This window comes from Cohaesibacter intestini (assembly GCF_003324485.1).
GTDB lineage: Bacteria > Pseudomonadota > Alphaproteobacteria > Rhizobiales > Cohaesibacteraceae > Cohaesibacter > Cohaesibacter intestini.
Genome location: NZ_QODK01000003.1, coordinates 373,009 through 392,184, shown reverse-complemented (window position 1 = coordinate 392,184; position 19,176 = coordinate 373,009). Strand labels below are relative to the sequence as shown.

Genomic DNA, 19,176 nt, shown 5'->3' with positions numbered 1-19,176 from the left:
CTGGCATCTGCAAATGGCTCTAACTGTGTTGGCAAAGGGGGGGACCAAGCATGTTTCTGTCCGTCTTTGATATTTTCAAGATCGGCGTTGGCCCCTCATCGTCCCACACGATGGGGCCAATGAATGCGGCGGCGCGGTTTATGGACGACCTGCGGAGCGGTATTTTCATGGGCGTCAGTGCCCAACAGGTGCGGCGTGTCTCTTGCGCGCTACATGGCTCGCTGGCCTTCACCGGCAAGGGACACGCGACGGACCGGGCCGTGATCCTCGGGCTCATTGGCATCACGCCGGACAAGCTCGATCCGGATAAAGCCGAAGGGCTGGAAGCGCGTATCCGTGAAGAAAAACACATTGAGCCGGATGGTTTTGAGCGGCTGCGCTTCAACCCGGACGAAGATCTGGTTTTTGACTATGGCCCCCCCCTGCCCGGCCACGCCAATGGCATGAAGCTTTTTGCCTATGGCGAGGGCAACCGGATACTGGCCAGCGCCACCTATTATTCCATCGGCGGCGGCTTCATTGTCACGGCCAGCGAGTTGGACGAGCAGATCAGCCACGACCCCAAGGATCTGCACAAGGAGCAGGCGGCAGCGGGCTATCCCTATCCATTCGGTTCGGCTGCAGAAATGTTGGAGATGGGAGCAAAATCAGGCCTTACCATTGCCGAGATGAAACAGGCCAACGAGGAAGTGGAGCTGAGTCGCGAGGCCCTGCTGTCGGGTCTTGATCGCTTGTGGCACACGATGCGGGCAGTGATCGACAGGGGTCTTGAGAAAGAGGGCGAATTGCCGGGGGGCCTCTATGTCAAGCGCCGCGCCAAAGCGATCCGCGAGCGGCTGATTGCCGACCGGGGCAACAATCAACCCATGCCGCATCAGGTCAATGACTGGCTCAGCCTCTATGCCATGGCGGTGAATGAGGAAAATGCTGCTGGTGGGCGGGTTGTCACTGCGCCGACCAATGGTGCGTCCGGGGTGATCCCGTCCGTGCTGCGCTATTATCGGGATCAATGCCCCGGTTCGAGCGATGAGGGCATTCGCGCCTTTTTGCTGACAGCAGCCGCCATCGGCGGGCTGATCAAACACAATGCCTCCATTTCGGGGGCAGAAGCAGGTTGTCAGGCCGAAGTTGGTTCAGCGGCAGCTATGTCCGCTGGTGGGCTCTGTGCCGCTTTGGGCGGCAGCAACGAGCAGATCGAAAATGCCGCCGAGATCGCCCTTGAACATCATCTGGGCATGACCTGCGATCCGGTCAAAGGCCTCGTGCAAGTCCCCTGCATCGAACGCAATGGCCTTGGCGCCATCAAGGCGGTGTCTGCTGCCTCGCTTTCTCTGCATGGCGACGGCACGCATTTCATGCCACTCGATAATTGCATCAAAACAATGTGGGAAACCGGCAAGGATATGGGCGAGAAATACAAGGAGACGTCGCTCGGCGGGCTCGCAGTGAACTTACCCGAATGCTGACATTCGGGCCCGCCTCGCTTCATTTCTGTCGATAAGCTGATCACCTGCGCTCCGCTCCGGCGGCTTATCTTGTGGCGGCCTCGCTGTCAATTTGCCCGAATGCTGACATTCGGGCCCGCCTCGCTTCATTTCTGTCGATAAGCTGATCACCTGCGCTCCGCTCCGGCGGCTTATCTTGTGGCGGCCTCGCTGTCAATTTGCCCGAAGGCTGACATTCGGGCCCGCCTCGCTTCATTCTGGTCGATAAGCTGATCACCTGCGCTCCGCTCCGGTGGCTTATCTTGTGGCGGCCTCGCTGTCAATTTGCCCGAATGCTGACATTCGGGCCCACCTCGCTTCATTCTGGTCGATAGCCTTTGCGTTTGCGCACCAGTCGCGGCATCAAGGCCGCTCGCCTTGAAGCTATTGCTGTGATAAATCTTGAAAACACGTCTGTTATAATTTCCGGTGTTCGGGAGCCTGTTCCATGATCCGTCTGTTTGCTTTTGTCCTTTTGATGCTCACTGGCCCGGCGCTGGCTGATGATGTCCAATATCGAAACAGCCGCTTTGGCACAACGGCTGTGCTGCCAGCCGATTTTCGTGCATCCCCTGCCCCGACCAATGGAGACGGACGAAGCTTTTCCCATCCGGTCTTGCGCGGCACTGTCTCTGTTTATGGCGCTCACAACATTGCTGGTGATCGGTTGGCGGATTACCGGGACTATCTCACCGGCATTTATCTTGATAGCGGCCAGTCAATTACCTATCAGGCGGGCGGCAACAGCTGGTTCGTTTTGTCCGGTTGGGACGGAGATGAGATCTATTATTTGCGGGCAGAAGGATGCACGGGTGGTCCAGTGCATCACATCTATTTCAGCTTTCCTGGCAGTGAAAAACCACGATGGGAGCCGATCATCGAACGCTATGCACGCAAGCTTGATGGCCCATGTCAGTGAAACTGAGTTCAACGGAGTTGCCCTTTGCGGCTCTGCTCTTCGTGCGGCAGAAGGTTACACGGCACTTGATGATTAACAGCCTGATGTCAAAAAGAGCCAGTTAAGCTAAAACCACCGCTATAGACCTTCTCAACTCTTGCAATGGTTCCGCCATCACATATCAAATGCAGGCTCATTAAAATGACTGGGGCACGTTCTTCGAGCCCAAGGTGATCGGCAGTGCTTGCATCCAGAGCGACAGCTTCATACCAATAGGTGCCGTTGCACAACGGGCACTCTTGCAACAACCACTCGCATGGGGCTGCACAGTCGAAACTCTGATCCACAACCTGAGGCAATTGTGTCGCGTTAATCCATGAGCGCTGATGCTGAACCGGTTTGCCATCACCAAAATGCAAGCTTTCGATATGGAGCACCTGCTCCTGAGGAGCAAAGCTGCCATCCTCAACCGACCAGACAGGTGGAGCCCCAAAAGATCGTGCCAGTTGTTTGCATTGATAGCTTTGACCGCACTCCTCCAGTTCAGTCCGAATGAGCTTCAGTTCAATCTTCGAGAGTTTTTTGGGAAACCGACTGACACGGCTTCCGGCCTTGCGTTTCCGGTCAATGATGCCTTCTTCTGCCAACAGCACCAAAGCCCGATTGACCGTTGCGCGGGCACATTTGAATTCTGCAGCCAGGGCAACCTCGGATGGCAAAGCCGATCCCAACGGCCATTGCTTGCTCCGGATCCTTTCGAGAATCCGTGTTCTGATTTCCTGATATCCGATATTTGGTGCCACGATGGTCCTAGCTCTGGTGATGGAAACAGCTTTCCAATTGCACCCTGAAGTTCGAAAAAGGCCCACAACCAAACGATTCAGATAATCTGGTCAGACAACAGGGTCAGTCGAGACGAGTTCGTGGGACGCAATTTCCCAAACGCGTCTGTCATTTCATTCCGAGCAAAGAGTATATTATGAATCAATAATATGAATGCAATCTATTGTTGTAAAGCGTCCAATATGATCAATCCACGGCAGTGGCATTCTGATCTATTCATACAAAAAAGCCGGGATGACAGCATCCCGGCCTTTTCGAATTGTGCTCAGTGGAGGCGATTAGCCGCCGAAGTCGTCAAGCATGATGTCTTCGCGATCAACGCCCAGATCAAGCAGCATGTTGATCACAGACTGGTTCATGATCGGAGGTCCGCACATGTAGTATTCGCAATCTTCCGGAGCCTCATGGTTCTTCAGATATTCGTCATACAGCACGTTATGAATAAAGCCGGTGTAACCGTCCCAATCATCCTCAGGCAGCGCATCGGACAGTGCCACATGCCACTCGAAGTTTGGATTTTCCGCGGCCAGTTGATCAAAGTCCTCAACAAAGAACATTTCACGCTTGGAGCGGGCCCCATACCAGAAGGTGATCTTGCGATCGGTCTTGATCCGCTTCAACTGATCAAAGATATGAGACCGCATCGGTGCCATACCGGCACCACCACCGACAAAGACCATTTCTTTCTTGGTATCGCGGGCGAAGAACTCACCGAACGGACCGGAAATGGTGACCTTGTCACCCGGCTTGAGATTAAAGATGTAGGACGACATCTTGCCCGGAGGCAGATGATCCTGACCCGGAGGTGGCGAAGCGACACGCACATTGAGCATGATGACGCCTTTTTCTTCCGGATAGTTGGCCATGGAATAGGCGCGCTCGACCGGCTCATCAACCTTGGAGGTGAATTTCCAGAGATTGAACTTGTCCCAGTCCTCGCGATATTCCTCTTCGATGTCGAAGTCGGTGTAGTTCACGACATGGGCCGGAGCTTCGATCTGAATGTAACCACCTGCGCGGAAGTTGACATTCTCGCCTTCCGGCAGTTCGAGCACCAGATTTTTGATGAAGGTCGCGACGTTTTCGTTGGACTTGACGGTGCATTCCCACTTCTTGACGCCGAAGACTTCTTCAGGCACCTCGATGACCATGTCCTGCTTGACGGCCACCTGACAGGACAGGCGATCGCCTTCGCGCGCTTCACGCTTGGTGATGTGGGTTTCCTCAGTCGGCAGGATCGAGCCGCCACCATCTAGGACCTTACAGCGACACTGGGCACAGGTCCCGCCGCCGCCACAGGCAGATGGAACGAAGATTTTTTCGCCAGCCAATACGCCCAGCAGTTTGCCACCAGCCGGTACGGAAATCGTACGCTCGCCGTTGATGGTGATGTTCACATTGCCGCTCGAGACCAGACGGCCACGGGCAAACAGGATGAGGAACACCAGGGCCAGCACGATCAGGGTAAAGAACGTGATGCCTAGGGTAAATTCTTGCATTTCAAATCTCCCTTACAGCTTCACGCCGGAGAAAGCCATGAAGCCCATGGCCATCAACCCTGCGGTGATGAAGGTAATGCCGAGACCCTGAAGACCCGCCGGGATATCAGAATATTTCAGCTTTTCACGAACGCCTGCCATGGCGGTGATTGCCAGCGCCCAGCCAACACCGGAGAAGATGCCGTAGGTGGTGGCTTCAGCGAAGTTGTAATCACGCTCCACCATGAAGAGCGAGCCACCAAGAATGGCGCAGTTCACGGTGATCAGTGGCAGGAAGATGCCCAATGCGTTGTAAAGGGCGGGGAAGAAGCGATCGAGGATCATTTCCAGAATCTGCACCATCGCGGCGATGACGCCGATATAGGAAATCAGACCAAGGAAGCGGAGATCCACGTTGCCAAGACCCAACCATGACAGCGCCCCGTCATTCAACAGGTAGGTCAGGATCAGGTTGTTGGCAGGTACGGTAATGGCCTGCACGACCGTGACCGAGATGCCCAGACCAAGCGCGGTTTCAACCTTTTTGGATACGGCCAGAAACGTACACATACCCAGAAAGAAGGAGAGCGCAAGGTTCTCAATGAAGACAGCCTTGACGGCTAGAGAAACGAGACCTTCCATTCTTAGTGGCCTCCCTCTTGTTCAACGATTTTGAATTCACGGGCTTCGACCTGTTTTGGTTTCCAGGTGCGGAAGGCCCAGATGATGAGGCCAATCAGGAAGAAGGCGCTTGGTGGCAGCAGCAGCATGCCATTTGGCACATACCAACCACCGTTATTCACGGTTTCCAGAATGGTGACGCCGAACAGCGAGCCTGCACCGAACAGTTCACGGACAACGCCAACCAACATCAGGATCAGCGTGTAGCCCAGACCATTGCCCACCCCGTCAAGGAAGGAAGCGACGGGCGGGTTCTTCATGGCGAAGGCTTCCGCGCGCCCCATCACGATGCAGTTGGTGATGATCAGGCCAACAAAGACCGACAGGGTCTTGGAGATCTCGAAGGCATAGGCCTTGAGGATCTGGTCAACCAGGATCACCAAAGAGGCAATGATGATCATCTGCACGATAATGCGGATGTTGTTCGGGATATGGTTACGGATAACCGAGATGAAGAAGCTGGAGAAAGCCGTCACGAAAATCACGGCGATCGACATCACAGCAGCCACCTTCAGCGAAGAGGTCACCGCGAGCGCAGAACAGATGCCCAGAACCTGAAGAGTGATCGGGTTGTTGTCGACCAACGGATCCAGCATCATTTCCTTTTTGCTTGGTTCAGACATTAAGCCTCTCCCGCTTTAAGGTTGTCGAGGAATTGCTTGAAGCCCTGATCGCCCATCCAGAAACGAACGAGATTATCAACGCCGCGTGCTGTCAGCGAAGCACCGGCAAGGCTGTCAATGTGATAGTCTGCCATGTTGGCGGACGGAACACCCTTGGCAACAGTGATTTTCACTGCACCATCCTCGTCATAGATTTTTTTACCGGGCCACAGGGCCTTCCAGTTCGGATTGTCGACCTCAGCGCCGAGACCCGGCGTTTCAGCATGTTCGTAGAACTGGAAGCCGGACACTTCGTTGCCATCGGACTTCAGAGCCACAAAGCCATAAAGGGTCGACCACAGACCATAGCCATGAACTGGCAGAATGATCGTCTGGATCTCGCCAGCATCATCACGGATCAGGTAAACCGAGGCCAGTTTGGCCTTACGACCAATGCTCGCAGGATCATCGTCCAGTTTGATGGACTGAGCTGGATCCTTGGCTGCAGCACGCTGGTCATAGGTTGCCGGATCCACCGCCTCGGTGAACTTGCCGGTTTCCAGATCGACAACGCGTGCTTCAATATTGGAGAAGGCTTCCGAGATGTTGATGCCGGGCTTGTAGAGACCAGCGACCTCGAGAATGTTGCGCTTCTTGTCCAGCACCTTGTTCTGTTCCTGAATGGGCTTGAGCGCAACAGCAGCTGCCGACACGATCATGGAGCAGAAAAGACACAGGCCAACAGCCACAATGACTGTCTTGACAGGGTTGTCCGCTGGCATCGCCAGAAAACGACCCACAGGTCCGAGATTTTTTTCAGTCGCTTCAGGCATTGCGAGCAACCCTCCGCTTGATGTTGGCACGCACGACGACATAGTCGATCAGTGGCGCAAAGATATTCCCAAACAGGATCGCGAGCATCATGCCTTCTGGGAAAGCAGGGTTGATGACGCGGATCATGATGACCATGAAACCGATCAAAACACCGTACCAGAAACGCCCCCAGTCGGTGTGAGAGGCGGTTACCGGCTCGGTGACCATGAAGAACAGACCGAAAGCATAACCACCCAGTACGAAGTGCCACCAGAATGGCATTGCGAACATCGGGTTGGTGTCGGAACCGATCAGGTTCAACAGGGTCGCGAAGACGATGGTGCCGGCCAGACAACCGACGATCAACCGCCAGTTGGCAATCTTGGCAACCATCAGAACCAAACCGCCAATCAGGCAGGCCAGAGCCGACGTTTCGCCGAGTGAGCCATCCATGAAGCCGAAGAAGGCATCCCACCAGGTCAGGCCCATTGCTGCGAGACCTTCCATGCCCTGAAGCGCGCTGACACCAAGCGCGGTTGCGCCAGTATAGCCATCGACAGGGGTCCAGACCGCATCACCGGACATATAGGCCGGATAGGCAAAATAGAGGAAAGCACGGGCAACCAGTGCCGGGTTGAGGAAGTTCTTGCCGGTGCCGCCGAACACTTCCTTGCCCATAACAACACCAAAGGCGATGCCCAGACCAACCATCCAGAGCGGGGTTGAAGCAGGAACGATCAGCACATAGAGCACCGAGGTAACAAAGAAACCCTCGTTGATCTCGTGACCGCGGACAATTGCAAACAGCACCTCAACAGCGCCACCGACGGCCATCGTCACGGCATAGATCGGCACGAGATACATCGCACCATGCAGAATGCAGGCAATGAAGTTGTTGGGATCAAAGCCAATGCCAAGCATCGACAGGATCATGGCACGAATACCGGGCACGTCGGTCAGACCAAGTTGGGCGATCGCCGCGTTGGTGTTGTATCCGGTATTATACATGGCAAAGAGAATGCACGGGAAGGTGCAGACCCAGACATAGGACATGACACGCTTGAGATCGATGTCATCGCGCGCATGTGGCGCGACTTTGGTCACGGTCTTGGGCGTGTAAATGAAGGATTCCACCATCTCGAAGAGGGCGTAATACTTGTGCAGCTTGCCGCCTTTATGGAAATGCGGCTCAATGCTGTCGAAAAAATTGCGCAAACCCACGATTTAGCCCTCTTTTTCGATTTTGGTGAGATTGATACGCAAGGCTTCGCCATACTCATATTTCGAATGGCAAATGAAACTGCACAGCGCGAGATCTTCCTCTGCAAGCTCCAGTGCACCCAGTTTCTGGGCCAGATCCGTATCGACGGTCAGGATCGCACGCAGCAGCTGGGTTGGGAGGATATCCAGCGGCATCACGCGTTCATAGGATCCGAACGGCACCATTGCACGGCGGCCACCGCGCTGGTTGGAACCGAAAGCAAATTTCTTGCCCGCACCAAAAATCGAACTGAGATGAACATTGGTGAAGGACCAACTGCCCTGTGCGGGATTGATCCAGCCAAGAACCCGTTGCTTCTCATCTTCCTCGATCAGGGTAACCTGTCGGGCAGAGTGGGAGAGGAAGGCAAACTGGTCATGGGCATGGCTACCCGAGAGAACAGAGCCGGAAATCACGCGGCAATCGATGCCGACTTCGGCTTCGCCTGCGGTGATCTCGTCGGTAGAAGCGCCAACGCGCGTGGTGATCAGACGTGGCTTGACGGCCATCGGGCCTGCCAGCGAGATCGTGCGGTTGGTATCGATCTTCCCTGTGGTGAACAGGTTACCGATGGCAATCACATCAGCGTAGGAGATCGACCAGACGGTTTTCTCTGCGCTGACGGGATCAAGGAAATGGATGTGGGTTCCGGGCAGGCCTGCCGGATGCGGACCATCGAAGCTCTCAAAGCTGACATGATCTGCCGCACTGTGCGGTAGCTTGTCATTGGCGTGGTGACAAACATAGATCCGACCTTCGGTAAGGGTCGAGATCACATCGAGACCAGCCGTGAATGCAGCGGCATTGGCTTCGATGACGACCTTCGCGTCGGCGCAAAGCGGATCGGTATCCATTGCGGTCACGAAGATCGAGTGCGGTACGCTATCCTGTTGCGGCACGTAGGAATAAGGACGCGTTTTGAAGAAGGTCCACTGCCCGCTCTCATACAAACGCTTCTGCACATTTTCACGCGAGAGATTCACCAATTGCTTGGCGTCGGTTGCCTCAAAGGTGACTTCTTCTTCCACTTCGTCCAGAGAGATGACAATCGTTTCAAGCACGCGACGTGCGCCACGATTGATCGCAGTGATGGTTCCGCCACCAGGCGCCACATACATCACATCTTCTGAAGCTTTGTGTAAAAAGAGAGGTTGACCCTTCTTGACTTTCTCCCCCTCAGCAACGAGCATCTTGGGTTTGAGGCCGATGAAGTCCCGACCATTCAAAGCCACTTTGGAGATTTTTGGCCCTTCATGAATGGTCTGGACAGGAGCGCCGGATATCGGCAGATCCAATCCTTTTTTTAGCTTCATAGCATACCTTGATTTCGTAAGTGAATTGCGCCGTTGTGGCAGCATTTGTCGAGCTTAGCAGCGTCCTCTTGCTAACGATGGAATCTTAACAATTCAAGCCCAATCGGAAGCCATTGGGTGTGTTTTGCAATTGAACCGAATGCGGAGGCCCAAAAATGGAAAATTTTTTCCGTTATTTCCACCGTTTCAATGGCAGGTTCAGGATTTTCTTGCCTTGACTTAAGACAATTTTGGTATGAAACCACCGAGCTATAGCAAATTGCAGCGGGCCGTCTCGATCCTGTCGGCAGCGATTTGTGATGTTGCAAGTTTGGCAAATTAGCCAACTAAGGCCGAAAGAGTAATAGCCCTCATGTCCCTGCGTTTCCTTCCCATTGTGTCGCTCATCCTGAGCAGCCTGCTGCTGGCCGGTTGTGATCTGCTGGCAGACCAGACAGATCAATATATTTTGCGCGGCAACACGATGGGCACCTCCTACACGATCAAAGCCCTCAGGGCCCGCGGAAAAATCGACAAGGAGGCACTTTATAACGATATCAAGGCGACGCTGGATAATGCCAACGACAAACTGAACAACTGGACGGATGACACCGAGATTTCCCGGTTCAATGCGAGTCCGTCGACCAACTGGCAGGACATTTCACCGACCTTCCTTGAGGTCTTGCAGGAAGCGCAACGGATCCATGCAGAGAGCAACGGTCGGTTTGACATCACGCTCTCGCCCCTGATCGACATGTGGGGCTTTGGGCCGGAAGACAACGAGACCCTGCCCAGCAAAGTCGAAATCGATGCCGCCCTTGCCAATGTGGGGCAGGACAGCCTGCTGGAACTGCGCAACGACCCGCCGTCCTTGCGCAAGCGGCGTGGTGCGGTATCCGTCAATCTGGGCGCCATTGCCAAGGGTTATAGCGCAGATTTGATCGCCCGCACTCTTGAGAAACATGGCATTACGGATTATCTGGTAGAGATTGGTGGCGATCTGATCGCACGCGGTGTCAATGACATGGGTGTACCATGGCGTGTCGGCATTGAAAAACCCAATGAAATCGGACGTGCGGTTCAATTGGTTGTTTCTGTTACGGATATGGGTCTGGCCACCTCGGGGGATTATCGCAATTTCTTCCTCGATGAGGAAGGGCGGCGGATGTCTCACATCATCGACCCGGTTTCCGGGCGGCCCGTGACCCATAATCTGGCGTCGGTCACCGTGCTGGCAGCCGATGGCATGCGGGCTGATGGACTGGCAACAGCCCTGCTGGTGCTTGGAGAAGAGGAAGGCCGGGAAATGGCCAACCGTTTGAATATACCCGCCTATTTCATTACGCGGGAAGAGGAAGGCTTCGCCACCTCCAGCAGCAAGGCCTTTGATGCCTTGATGGCGAAACAAAACAAGGCTGCGTCAAAGGGCGATTGATCGCCTGACTTGACATTTGCCAAGACGAAGCGCCCCATCTTGATCCATAAGGTCGGGGACTGCAGGAAGCAGAATAGACTGCCCGCAAGGGCCAACTCAAGGATTACAGACATGGAAACCTTTCTCGTCGCATTCGGAGCCTTTCTTGTCGTTCTTATCGGCATGTCCGTTGGCGTGATGTTCAAGCGCAAGCCGATCACCGGGTCTTGTGGCGGTTTGAATGCGATCTCTGACAGTGACAAATGCGTTGTCTGCTCCATGCCTGTGGACCCAAACAGCCCGCTCAAAGAGCGCCTTGAATGCCCACGCAAGAAAGCCGCCCGTGAGGCAGCTGAAAAACTGGCAGCCGCAAGTTCGGCCGCCTAAAGCACTGTTTGAAAGAAGAGATAACAAGCCGCTGGCCCACTGCCGAGCGGCTTTTTTGTTGCCTGCCAATGCACTGGCGGGGTTTGCTACGATAACCAGACTGACTCAGCAATCTGATCTGGTGTATCACCCCTGAGGCACGAAGGGCACAAAAGCGAGGATAAGGAAGCAGGCGGTTGCGACCAGACCGGACAGCCAGCAATTGCGTTTCCAGTTGTCGCCCTTGCGTTTCCAATTGTCGCGGAAGACCTTGCCCGCAAGGCAGAAGATCACGAGCAAGGCAATGCCGAGATAGGAACTGGAAATCACGAGGCTGGACACTGTGAGACCTTTGGTTTTTGGCGTTGGTTTTGGCGCCAATTTATCCTAATGTGCGGCCAATGCAAGCCGTCTTGCGCATGCGTGCCTGATCACATGGCTCTGGTCGCGCGAGGCATGCATTGGTCAAGCCCAACGCCTTGGAGCCCTGCCCACTTTGTCCGTATCCGCTTCCCCCAATCACCCGGATCTGTTTGACCGCGGCACGCCGTCCATTGTGCGGCTGGCGGGCTTTTTGTCGCTGTCTGGCCTGTTCGCCACGTCGGCCATTCTGATCGACGCCAACATGGTCGGGCCGATTGGTGATGAAACACTGGCGGGGCTTGGTCTGGCTGGCAGCCTCTATGGTCTGTTCATGGCGCTGCTGTTCGGGATTGGTTCGGCCTCACAGATTGTGCTGACACGCGCTTTTGGTGAGGATAGCCCCCAGCTCTTTGCCCAACGCCTGCGGCTGTTGCTCGGTCTGGGGCTCGGCATCAGTCTGGGGCTGGTGCTGTTGTTCCGATTCAACATCCATTTTCTGGTTGATCATCTGGCCAGCACGTCCGGGGTCGGGTTTGCTGCCAAGCGGTATCTGGAGCTGATGGTCTATGGCCTGCCGATCAGCTTCTGTGCCTATTTGTTGTCACTATCGTTCGATGTGCGACGGCAGGCATCGCGCGAGCTTTGGGGCTTTGCGATCGAGGTGCCGCTCAATGTCACGCTGAATGCGCTGTTGATCTATGGCTGGCTCGGAGCGCCGGAGTTGGGCATCAAGGGGGCGGCGATTGCCACCTTGATCAGCCAATCCGCCCGGCTGGCTTTCCTGCTGTCGCAGCTTTCTCGCGATCCCTATTTTCGCACGACTTCTGTCCATACCGACACACACATTGAGCAGGAAGCCCGTTCAACCCCGCCCCTTCCCCGTTCGGTTCTCGTGCCTGTGACGATGAATGTAGCGGCCTTGATCGTCGGTGCTCAGGCCTACCAGTTGCTGTTCGCCCAGCTTTCCTACCTGCATTTTGCCGCGATGGCGTTGATGGCTCCATGGTTGTCGATCTCCAACGTGTTGGGCCGCTCTATCGCCCTGTCGGCAACAATCACCTGCGCAGATCTGCCCAAGGGCAGCGATGCGCTCCATGCTGCAATCCGCTCCAATCTCGCGGCCTTGCGGGTATTGGCACCACGCCTTGCCTTGTTGTTTGTCGCGGCAACCCTTCTGACCGGTGGCTTGTCCTGGCATATATCAGGGGCCGTGCGAATCAATTTCATGCTGCTGATACCGGAAGCCGCGCTTCTGGTGCTGATTCGAACCCTTTCGGTGACAATCACCGCGATTTTACGATCAACCGATCGGCCCAAATGGGTCTTCTGGGTGCAGTTGGCCCTGCAATGGGGCTTTGGGCTGCCACTGTTGCTGGCGACAATCCTGTTGTTTGAGCTGCCGATTTTTGTCGCCTTCGGTTTCTTGCTCTGCGAGGAATTGCTGCGTCTGATCATTATGGGACTGCGTTTGCGTCATCTTTTGGTCGCGAACAGCAAGAAGTAGAGGCGGCGCTCTTTCGCGGCGGGAAATTTTATGCCATGGCTGAGACAGAATAAGAAATAACCTTCCGAGCCTCCCATGCGAAACAATTCTCTTCTTGCCTATGGTCTTCTTGCCATTGCCACTCTGAGCTGGAGTGGCAATATTGTCATAGGTCGCGCCGTGCGCAGTGACCTGCCGCCATTGGGCATGACATTCTGGCGCTGGAGCCTGTGCTGCCTCATCCTTCTCTTCTTCACCGCTCCGCGTCTCAAGGCCTCTTTGCCGATCCTGAAGCGCGAGTGGAAGCTTTTGCTGGTGATGGCGGCGACAGGCATCGGAACCTTCAATCCATTGCAATATGTCTCTCTTCACACCACGTCTGCCATCAATGTGACGCTAATTCTGGCGACCTGCCCGGCCTTCATGGCCTTGCTGTCGGTGCTGTTTCTAAAGGACCGTCTAGGGCTGGCTCAGATTGCCGGCATTGCGATCTCCTTCATCGGTGTTGCGATTGTCATCACCGACGGGGACCTGCAGACGCTGCGAGAGGTACAGTTCGCCATCGGCGATATTTTCATGCTGTGTGCAGCGATCATCTGGGCTTTCTATTCCATCGCGGTCAAGAAGCGCCCTGCCGATCTGGATCCCCTGGTCATGCTGACTGTGATCACCGGCGCCGGGTCGATGCTATTGCTGGGCCCCTATCTCTGGGAGACATTCACCTACAAGGCAATGCCCGTTTCAACGACCGCATTCCTGACAGTCGGTTACATCACACTCATTGCCTCGCTCCTGGCCTATGTCTGCTACAATAAGGCGGTGAGCCTGATTGGCCCTTCCAAGGCGGGGCCAGCCATCCATCTGATGCCCGGATGGGTTGCGATTCTGGCTTTTGTCTTTTTGGGAGAACGGCTGGAAAGCTATCATTTGTTGGGCATTGCCTGCATCGCGGCAGGCATATTTCTCAATAGCCGTAAAGCTCGTATAAAGGCCTAGTTTGCAATAGAAAACTCCGAACTTTTACCCCGGTTGATCACATAAAATTCTCAAAATTGCGTCTATTTAGCAGAAAATGTAGCGCCCCTCTTCCATTTGTTGCTCATATATGCCCATAGGTTGAAATAGGACCAATTGTCGGCCCCATCTTCGAGCTGGAGGGATCATGATGATCGTGGAGAATATTCCCTGCGAAACGATAGCAGGGCAAAAGCCTGGAACGTCCGGTCTTCGCAAGAAGACACGCATATTCATGGAGCCGGGCTACCTCGAAAACTTCATCCAATCGGTGTTTAACGCGATCGGGGGAGGAGAAGGCAAGTCGTTCGTCGTGGGCGGCGATGGGCGCTACTTCAACCGCAAGGCCATTCAGACCATACTCAAGATGGCGGCAGCCAATGGTGCCAAGAAGGTGATTGTCGGCCAGAATGGTATTCTGTCGACGCCAGCGGCCTCACATCTCATTCGCAAAAACCAGACCAATGGTGGCTTCATTCTGTCAGCCAGCCACAATCCCGGTGGGATCAAGGCCGACTTCGGGGTGAAATACAACGTCGCCAATGGTGGACCTGCACCAGAAGCCGTGACCGAAGCGATTTTCAAAGAGACATTGCTGATCTCCAGCTACAAAATGGCCAACGCACCGATGATTGATCTTGCCACAGTCGGCACGAGCATGTTGGGCGATATGGAAGTCTCGGTGGTCGATCCGGTCGCCGACTACAAGGAGTTGATGGCCTCCCTGTTTGACTTTGTTGCCATCCGCAACCTGTTTGCCGGTGGCTTTTCCATGGTGTTTGATGCCATGCATGCGGTCACGGGACCTTATGCCAAATCCATTTTGGAAGACACGCTCGGCGCGCCGAAAGGCACGGTTGTCAATGGGTCGCCAAGTGAAGATTTTGGCGGTGGTCACCCGGATCCGAACCCGGTCTGGGCCAAGCCTCTTTATGATTTGATGATGTCCGATCAGGCACCATGCCTAGGCGCTGCCTCCGACGGGGATGGCGACCGGAACATGATTCTGGGTCACGGCATCTATGTCACCCCTTCGGACAGCCTTGCCGTATTGGCCGACAATGCCCATCTGGCCCCGGCCTATTGCAAAGGCATCGCCGGAATCGCCCGCTCGATGCCGACCAGCGCGGCCAGTGATCGTGTGGCGCTCAAGAAGAAAATCGGCTGCTACGAGACCCCGACCGGTTGGAAGTTTTTCGGCAACCTGCTCGATGATGGCAAAGTGACCATCTGTGGCGAGGAAAGTGCGGGCACTGGCTCGGACCATGTGCGGGAAAAGGATGGTCTATGGGCGGTTCTGCTGTGGCTGAATATTTTGGCCGAGCGCCGAGAACCGGTAAAGACCGTGCTCGAATCCCACTGGGCGCATTATGGCCGCGATTATTATTCCCGGTATGATTATGAAGATATCGACAGCAAGGTCGCTGAAGATCTGATGCAGTCCTTGCGTGATCGACTGAGCGAACTGCCGGGCCAGGTCTTTGCCGACAAGACTGTCGAGAAGGCCGACGAGTTTTCCTATGAGGACCCGGTCGATGGTTCCATCAGCGCCGGTCAGGGCCTGCGGGTCTGGTTCTCGGGCGGGGTACGTGTGGTGTTCCGCCTCTCGGGCACCGGTACGCAAGGGGCGACCCTGCGCGTTTATCTGGAGCGCTACGTGCCACCGACCGGAGAGTTGGATCTGGACACGCAAGTGGCTCTTTATCCGGTGGTCAAATCCATGCTGGAGCTGACGCAATTGGAACAGCATATCGGGCGCAAAAAGCCTGACGTGATCACCTGATCGGCCTGCTCTTTTCTGACAGATGAGCAGTGAAAAGTAAAAAGCGGCGCCGGATTGACAGCGCCGCTTTCTCTTTAGGTCAGCATGTTTGGGGGACCGGCTGACCACGCCGAAGGAAGATTATTCTTACCCTTGGCGCATTCCAAGACTGTCATGGGGGATGACAGATCCTTGAAGTTTCCTTTCTTTCTCTTGCATTGAGGTTCCTTCATCGGTCATCCGACCTTACGAACCTCGACGAGGAACTCGACCAGCTCCTTGCGCAAGATGTCAAGATTGTCTTCCTGTTGCACAAGACGATCAGAAACACCCAGCACTTCACCGGCGGTGCGTTCGGTGACGGCGGTCGCATCATTCACTTCATTGATACCGCGGGTGACGTCCTTGGTGCCACAGGCAGCTTCTTCGACGCTGGTGGCGATTTCCTGTGTCGCAGCGCTCTGCTCCTCGACAGCAGCGGCGATGGCCGTGGAAATCTCACTGACCTTTTCGATGGTCGCCGAAATTTCATCATTTGCCCGCACTGCGCGCCCCGTTGCCCCTTGCAATCCCTCGATCTGATTGGAGATTTCTTCCGTTGCGCTGGCCGTCTGGGCCGACAGATTCTTTACTTCCTGCGCCACAATGGCGAAGCCCTTGCCGGCATCTCCGGCCCTTGCAGCCTCAATGGTGGCGTTGAGTGCGAGCAGGTTGGTCTGGGCCGCGATATCGGAAATCAGAGAAACCACTTCACCGATTTGCTGGGACGCGGAGGCAAGGCCGGAAATCTCACCACTCATATCATGGGATTTGTCGACCGACGTTTTCGCAATGCTGGAACTCTTGACAACCTGCCGGTTGATCTCGGAGATTGAAGCGCTCAACTCCTCGACGGCGGCAGCAACGGACTGCATGTTGGCAGAGGCCTCTTCTGCACCAGCGGCGACGATGACCGCCTGTTCCTGCGCGCCATGGGATGCGTTGGAGACCTTGCCGGACGAGGTTTTCAGCTCGGCGATCATCTCTTTCATGTCAGTGGTGATCTGATCGAGATTGGTTTCGAACTTCGTCCCCATTTCGGAGAAGGCATCGTGGCGTTGCTTGATCTTGTAGGTTGCCCGATTGATGCTTTCCGCTGCCAGCTTGAAGTTGCCAACCATGCCTTTTTCCGCAATGAGCCGGAAATGCTGGTTGCGGGACACATAGTCCAGACAAGCCTTGGATTCTCGGATATAGGCGTCTGTTCGGTCGATGAGCAAATTGATGGCATGCATCAACTCACCCGTTTCACCTTTATCGGTAATGTTTAGAATTCGGGCTTCGAAATCGCCGTCGGCAACCGCTTTGCAAACTTCAGTTGCCCGTTTGATAGAAGAGTTTTTGTTCGAGAAAACCATGGGATCATTCCAAATCTGGTTCGGTCACACCGATATCAATACCAATTTCACGTCAAACATCAGCGATACCCGCGCCGCCTTCTTTGCCCTACTGTTGCAATGAACTCGTCATAGGCGACCTGCTTCTCAACCAGAAGATCATTCAACATTGTCTCGGCCAGATGCATCCCGTCCTTGCGATTTGCGGTCGACTTTTCCTTGGCCACAAGGTCCTTGTAAAGTGGAATGATATGTTGATCGAGAATGTCCCGATCCGGTACGCGGCGGTTCGAATGATAACCGACAATCTTGCCCGATTTGTCCCAACTTGGCGTCACATGCGCATAGACCCAGTAATTGTCGCCATTCTTGGAACGATTGTTGACATAGGCGAAAATTTCCTTGCCCTGCTCGAGCGTATTCCAAAGCAGCTTGAAAATGCAGCGAGGCATCTCCGGATGCCTGATCAAGCTGTGCGGCTGGCCAAGGACTTCCTTTTCCTGATAGCCAGAAATGTCCAAAAAAATCTTGTTTGCATAGGTCAGACGACCCTTGAGGTCGGTCTTGCTGACAATGATGTCATCATCACCGAAATACCGTTCATTGCCGCTTAGAAAGGTCTCAACTGCCATTCTTTATTTTCCCCACTTCAATCCCATCCACGGGCGTCCCGGTCCGGTTGCTTCGAGTGTAGCTATAGCTCTATCACCAGCTTTAACCACGGCGGTTAAAAGAGTTTTAAACTCTAAACATAAGCGGATTTACCACGGTGCAACGCACATAGATCACGTCTTCCGGTGGAACTGCTTGACCTGAATTGAAAATTTTTATCGTTTATTTTCAATAATTTAATTATTGTAAGCAACCTTAGATAAAATAAATCGTTTTGCACACCTATTTTCCATACTTGCAATAAGTAGATCACCCTATTACCAAGAATATAACCTTTTCGACCCTTCATATTTCGTACCGATACGTACATTACAGGTGTGTAAACCTGACTTTTTACCCGCTAGTCGAGAATCCTATGGATCTGCATGCGCCGTTTGGGGCATACCGGATGAGAATCTTCACCCAGTCCCTTTGACAGAACGAGACGGCTGTATGGCACCCTTGCACTTCAACAGAGATTTCACCCCAGACTATGGACAGGCCACAAAGCTGTCTTCCGGTGTGCGTCGGGTGACTTGCAACAATCCCGGTCCCTTCACTTATCTGGGCACCAACAGCTACATCATTGGCGAGGGAGACGTTGCCATTCTCGATCCCGGTCCAGCAGATGAAGCCCATATCAAGGCTCTGTTGCGGGCAACCGACGGGGAAACCATCAGCCATATATTGATCAGCCATACTCATGTGGACCATTCGCCCGGAGCCGCTCTGTTGCAACGGCATTGTGGTGCACCAATCTATGCGGAAGGTCCGCACCGGCCGGCCCGTGCGCTGCATCTGGGGGAGATGAACCCGCTTGATGCCTCGGCGGATCTGGAGCTACAGATTGATCATCGGGTCGGGGATGGTGATCGCATCAACGGCAAGGACTGGAGCCTTGAAGTGCTTCATACGCCGGGCCATACGACCAATCATCTCTCCTTTGCATTCACCGATGGATCGGGGATGTTTTCCGCTGACCATGTGATGGCATGGTCAACTTCCATCGTTGCCCCACCGGATGGGTCGATGGCCGAGTTCATGGATAGCCTGGAAAAACTGATGGGTCGGAATGATGCGGTCTACTGGCCCGGCCATGGGGGCGTGTTGCACGATCCCGCTCCGTTCCTGGTGGGACTGAAAGAGCACAGGCTCGCTCGTGAACAGGCTCTGATCGATCGGCTGCATGCGGGAGATGAGACGATCCCTGCCATGGTCGCGACGGTCTACAAGGATACGGATCCATCCCTGCATGGGGCGGCAAGTCTGTCCATGTTTGCCCAAATAGAATATCTGGTCGAACGGGGTCGCGTGCGCTGCCTTGATGCGGTCCCCTCGCTAAGGGCCCGATTCAAACTGATCGGTTAGCCACTGGTCCTTCCCACTGCTGCCTCA

18 protein-coding genes are annotated in these 19,176 nt (G+C 54.6%); 8 read left to right on the top strand and 10 right to left on the bottom strand.

Annotation, left to right across the window (positions count from 1 at the left end; translation table 11 throughout):
* The first annotated feature begins 50 nt into the window (after positions 1 to 50).
* Both DSD30_RS12540 and DSD30_RS12535 read left to right on the top strand, forming a co-directional pair.
* A complete protein-coding gene (locus tag DSD30_RS12540) occupies positions 51 to 1,466 on the top strand; it encodes an L-serine ammonia-lyase (protein WP_114010022.1) in 1,416 nt (471 codons plus the stop codon).
* A 466-nt stretch (positions 1,467 to 1,932) separates the two neighbouring features.
* Positions 1,933 to 2,403, top strand: a complete 471-nt coding sequence (locus DSD30_RS12535; RefSeq protein WP_114010021.1) for a hypothetical protein — start codon at positions 1,933 to 1,935, stop codon at positions 2,401 to 2,403.
* An 86-nt stretch (positions 2,404 to 2,489) separates the two neighbouring features.
* Here the strand turns inward: DSD30_RS12535 and DSD30_RS12530 are convergent, their stop codons facing one another.
* The 7 genes from DSD30_RS12530 to DSD30_RS12500 all read right to left on the bottom strand — a co-directional run bounded on the left by DSD30_RS12530 (position 2,490) and on the right by DSD30_RS12500 (position 9,373).
* On the bottom strand, positions 2,490 to 3,185 hold the full coding sequence (locus DSD30_RS12530) for a GntR family transcriptional regulator (protein ID WP_280955313.1): 696 nt from the start codon (positions 3,183 to 3,185) through the stop codon (positions 2,490 to 2,492).
* Positions 3,186 to 3,503: 318 nt separating this feature from the next.
* On the bottom strand, positions 3,504 to 4,724 hold the full coding sequence (gene nqrF / locus DSD30_RS12525; protein WP_114010019.1) for an NADH:ubiquinone reductase (Na(+)-transporting) subunit F: 1,221 nt from the start codon (positions 4,722 to 4,724) through the stop codon (positions 3,504 to 3,506).
* Positions 4,725 to 4,736: 12 nt separating this feature from the next.
* The gene (gene nqrE / locus DSD30_RS12520) at positions 4,737 to 5,345 is read right to left on the bottom strand and encodes an NADH:ubiquinone reductase (Na(+)-transporting) subunit E (protein ID WP_114010018.1); all 609 of its coding nucleotides are present in this window, start codon (positions 5,343 to 5,345) and stop codon (positions 4,737 to 4,739) included.
* Positions 5,346 to 5,347: 2 nt separating this feature from the next.
* Positions 5,348 to 6,007 carry an NADH:ubiquinone reductase (Na(+)-transporting) subunit D gene (locus tag DSD30_RS12515; RefSeq protein WP_114010017.1) on the bottom strand — a complete coding sequence of 220 codons (660 nt, stop codon included), beginning with the start codon at positions 6,005 to 6,007 and terminating at the stop codon, positions 5,348 to 5,350.
* Entirely contained in the window at positions 6,007 to 6,819 is an 813-nt protein-coding gene (locus DSD30_RS12510) for a Na(+)-translocating NADH-quinone reductase subunit C (protein WP_114010016.1), read from the bottom strand. The genes DSD30_RS12515 and DSD30_RS12510 overlap by 1 nt, the downstream gene beginning before the upstream one ends.
* Positions 6,812 to 8,020 (bottom strand): NADH:ubiquinone reductase (Na(+)-transporting) subunit B, encoded by a 1,209-nt coding sequence (locus tag DSD30_RS12505; RefSeq protein WP_114010015.1) that lies wholly within the window; start codon positions 8,018 to 8,020, stop codon positions 6,812 to 6,814. Before DSD30_RS12505 ends, DSD30_RS12510 begins: the two co-directional genes overlap by 8 nt.
* A gap of 3 nt (positions 8,021 to 8,023) precedes the next feature.
* On the bottom strand, positions 8,024 to 9,373 hold the full coding sequence (locus tag DSD30_RS12500) for a Na(+)-translocating NADH-quinone reductase subunit A (protein WP_114010014.1): 1,350 nt from the start codon (positions 9,371 to 9,373) through the stop codon (positions 8,024 to 8,026).
* Positions 9,374 to 9,725: 352 nt separating this feature from the next.
* Here DSD30_RS12500 and DSD30_RS12495 point away from each other — a divergent pair, with 352 nt between their 5' ends.
* Positions 9,726 to 10,787: an FAD:protein FMN transferase gene (locus tag DSD30_RS12495; RefSeq protein ID WP_114010013.1), complete on the top strand. Its 1,062-nt coding sequence runs from the start codon at positions 9,726 to 9,728 to the stop codon at positions 10,785 to 10,787.
* 111 nt (positions 10,788 to 10,898) lie between these two features.
* Entirely contained in the window at positions 10,899 to 11,153 is a 255-nt protein-coding gene (nqrM, locus tag DSD30_RS12490) for a (Na+)-NQR maturation NqrM (protein ID WP_114010012.1), read from the top strand.
* 126 nt (positions 11,154 to 11,279) lie between these two features.
* Here the strand turns inward: nqrM and DSD30_RS12485 are convergent, their stop codons facing one another.
* Positions 11,280 to 11,474, bottom strand: coding sequence for a hypothetical protein (locus tag DSD30_RS12485; RefSeq protein ID WP_114010429.1), 195 nt, complete (start codon positions 11,472 to 11,474; stop codon positions 11,280 to 11,282).
* A gap of 154 nt (positions 11,475 to 11,628) precedes the next feature.
* Here DSD30_RS12485 and DSD30_RS12480 point away from each other — a divergent pair, with 154 nt between their 5' ends.
* The 3 genes from DSD30_RS12480 to DSD30_RS12470 all read left to right on the top strand — a co-directional run bounded on the left by DSD30_RS12480 (position 11,629) and on the right by DSD30_RS12470 (position 15,775).
* Positions 11,629 to 12,999: an MATE family efflux transporter gene (locus DSD30_RS12480; RefSeq protein ID WP_114010011.1), complete on the top strand. Its 1,371-nt coding sequence runs from the start codon at positions 11,629 to 11,631 to the stop codon at positions 12,997 to 12,999.
* Between the two features lie 75 nt (positions 13,000 to 13,074).
* Positions 13,075 to 13,974, top strand: coding sequence for a DMT family transporter (locus tag DSD30_RS12475; protein WP_114010010.1), 900 nt, complete (start codon positions 13,075 to 13,077; stop codon positions 13,972 to 13,974).
* Positions 13,975 to 14,143: 169 nt separating this feature from the next.
* On the top strand, positions 14,144 to 15,775 hold the full coding sequence (locus tag DSD30_RS12470) for an alpha-D-glucose phosphate-specific phosphoglucomutase (protein WP_114010428.1): 1,632 nt from the start codon (positions 14,144 to 14,146) through the stop codon (positions 15,773 to 15,775).
* Between the two features lie 215 nt (positions 15,776 to 15,990).
* On the opposite strand, the gene DSD30_RS12465 is transcribed toward DSD30_RS12470, so the two are convergent.
* Positions 15,991 to 17,151 carry a methyl-accepting chemotaxis protein gene (locus tag DSD30_RS12465; protein ID WP_114010009.1) on the bottom strand — a complete coding sequence of 387 codons (1,161 nt, stop codon included), beginning with the start codon at positions 17,149 to 17,151 and terminating at the stop codon, positions 15,991 to 15,993.
* Between the two features lie 59 nt (positions 17,152 to 17,210).
* A complete protein-coding gene (locus DSD30_RS12460) occupies positions 17,211 to 17,762 on the bottom strand; it encodes a PAS domain-containing protein (protein WP_114010008.1) in 552 nt (183 codons plus the stop codon).
* A 472-nt stretch (positions 17,763 to 18,234) separates the two neighbouring features.
* Here DSD30_RS12460 and DSD30_RS12455 point away from each other — a divergent pair, with 472 nt between their 5' ends.
* Positions 18,235 to 19,149, top strand: a complete 915-nt coding sequence (locus DSD30_RS12455; RefSeq protein ID WP_114010007.1) for an MBL fold metallo-hydrolase — start codon at positions 18,235 to 18,237, stop codon at positions 19,147 to 19,149.
* Positions 19,150 to 19,176 lie beyond the last annotated feature (27 nt).

Coding starts and splice junctions, on each gene's coding strand:
- nqrM (WP_114010012.1), top strand. CDS start 10,899: ATGGAAACCTTTCTCGTCGCATTCGGAGCCTTTCTTGTCGTTCTTATC.
- DSD30_RS12540 (WP_114010022.1), top strand. CDS start 51: ATGTTTCTGTCCGTCTTTGATATTTTCAAGATCGGCGTTGGCCCCTCA.
- DSD30_RS12500 (WP_114010014.1), bottom strand. CDS start 9,373: ATGAAGCTAAAAAAAGGATTGGATCTGCCGATATCCGGCGCTCCTGTC.
- nqrF (WP_114010019.1), bottom strand. CDS start 4,724: ATGCAAGAATTTACCCTAGGCATCACGTTCTTTACCCTGATCGTGCTG.
- DSD30_RS12510 (WP_114010016.1), bottom strand. CDS start 6,819: ATGCCTGAAGCGACTGAAAAAAATCTCGGACCTGTGGGTCGTTTTCTG.
- DSD30_RS12470 (WP_114010428.1), top strand. CDS start 14,144: ATGATCGTGGAGAATATTCCCTGCGAAACGATAGCAGGGCAAAAGCCT.
- DSD30_RS12455 (WP_114010007.1), top strand. CDS start 18,235: ATGGCACCCTTGCACTTCAACAGAGATTTCACCCCAGACTATGGACAG.
- DSD30_RS12475 (WP_114010010.1), top strand. CDS start 13,075: ATGCGAAACAATTCTCTTCTTGCCTATGGTCTTCTTGCCATTGCCACT.
- nqrE (WP_114010018.1), bottom strand. CDS start 5,345: ATGGAAGGTCTCGTTTCTCTAGCCGTCAAGGCTGTCTTCATTGAGAAC.
- DSD30_RS12535 (WP_114010021.1), top strand. CDS start 1,933: ATGATCCGTCTGTTTGCTTTTGTCCTTTTGATGCTCACTGGCCCGGCG.
- DSD30_RS12460 (WP_114010008.1), bottom strand. CDS start 17,762: ATGGCAGTTGAGACCTTTCTAAGCGGCAATGAACGGTATTTCGGTGAT.
- DSD30_RS12465 (WP_114010009.1), bottom strand. CDS start 17,151: ATGGTTTTCTCGAACAAAAACTCTTCTATCAAACGGGCAACTGAAGTT.
- DSD30_RS12495 (WP_114010013.1), top strand. CDS start 9,726: ATGTCCCTGCGTTTCCTTCCCATTGTGTCGCTCATCCTGAGCAGCCTG.
- DSD30_RS12515 (WP_114010017.1), bottom strand. CDS start 6,007: ATGTCTGAACCAAGCAAAAAGGAAATGATGCTGGATCCGTTGGTCGAC.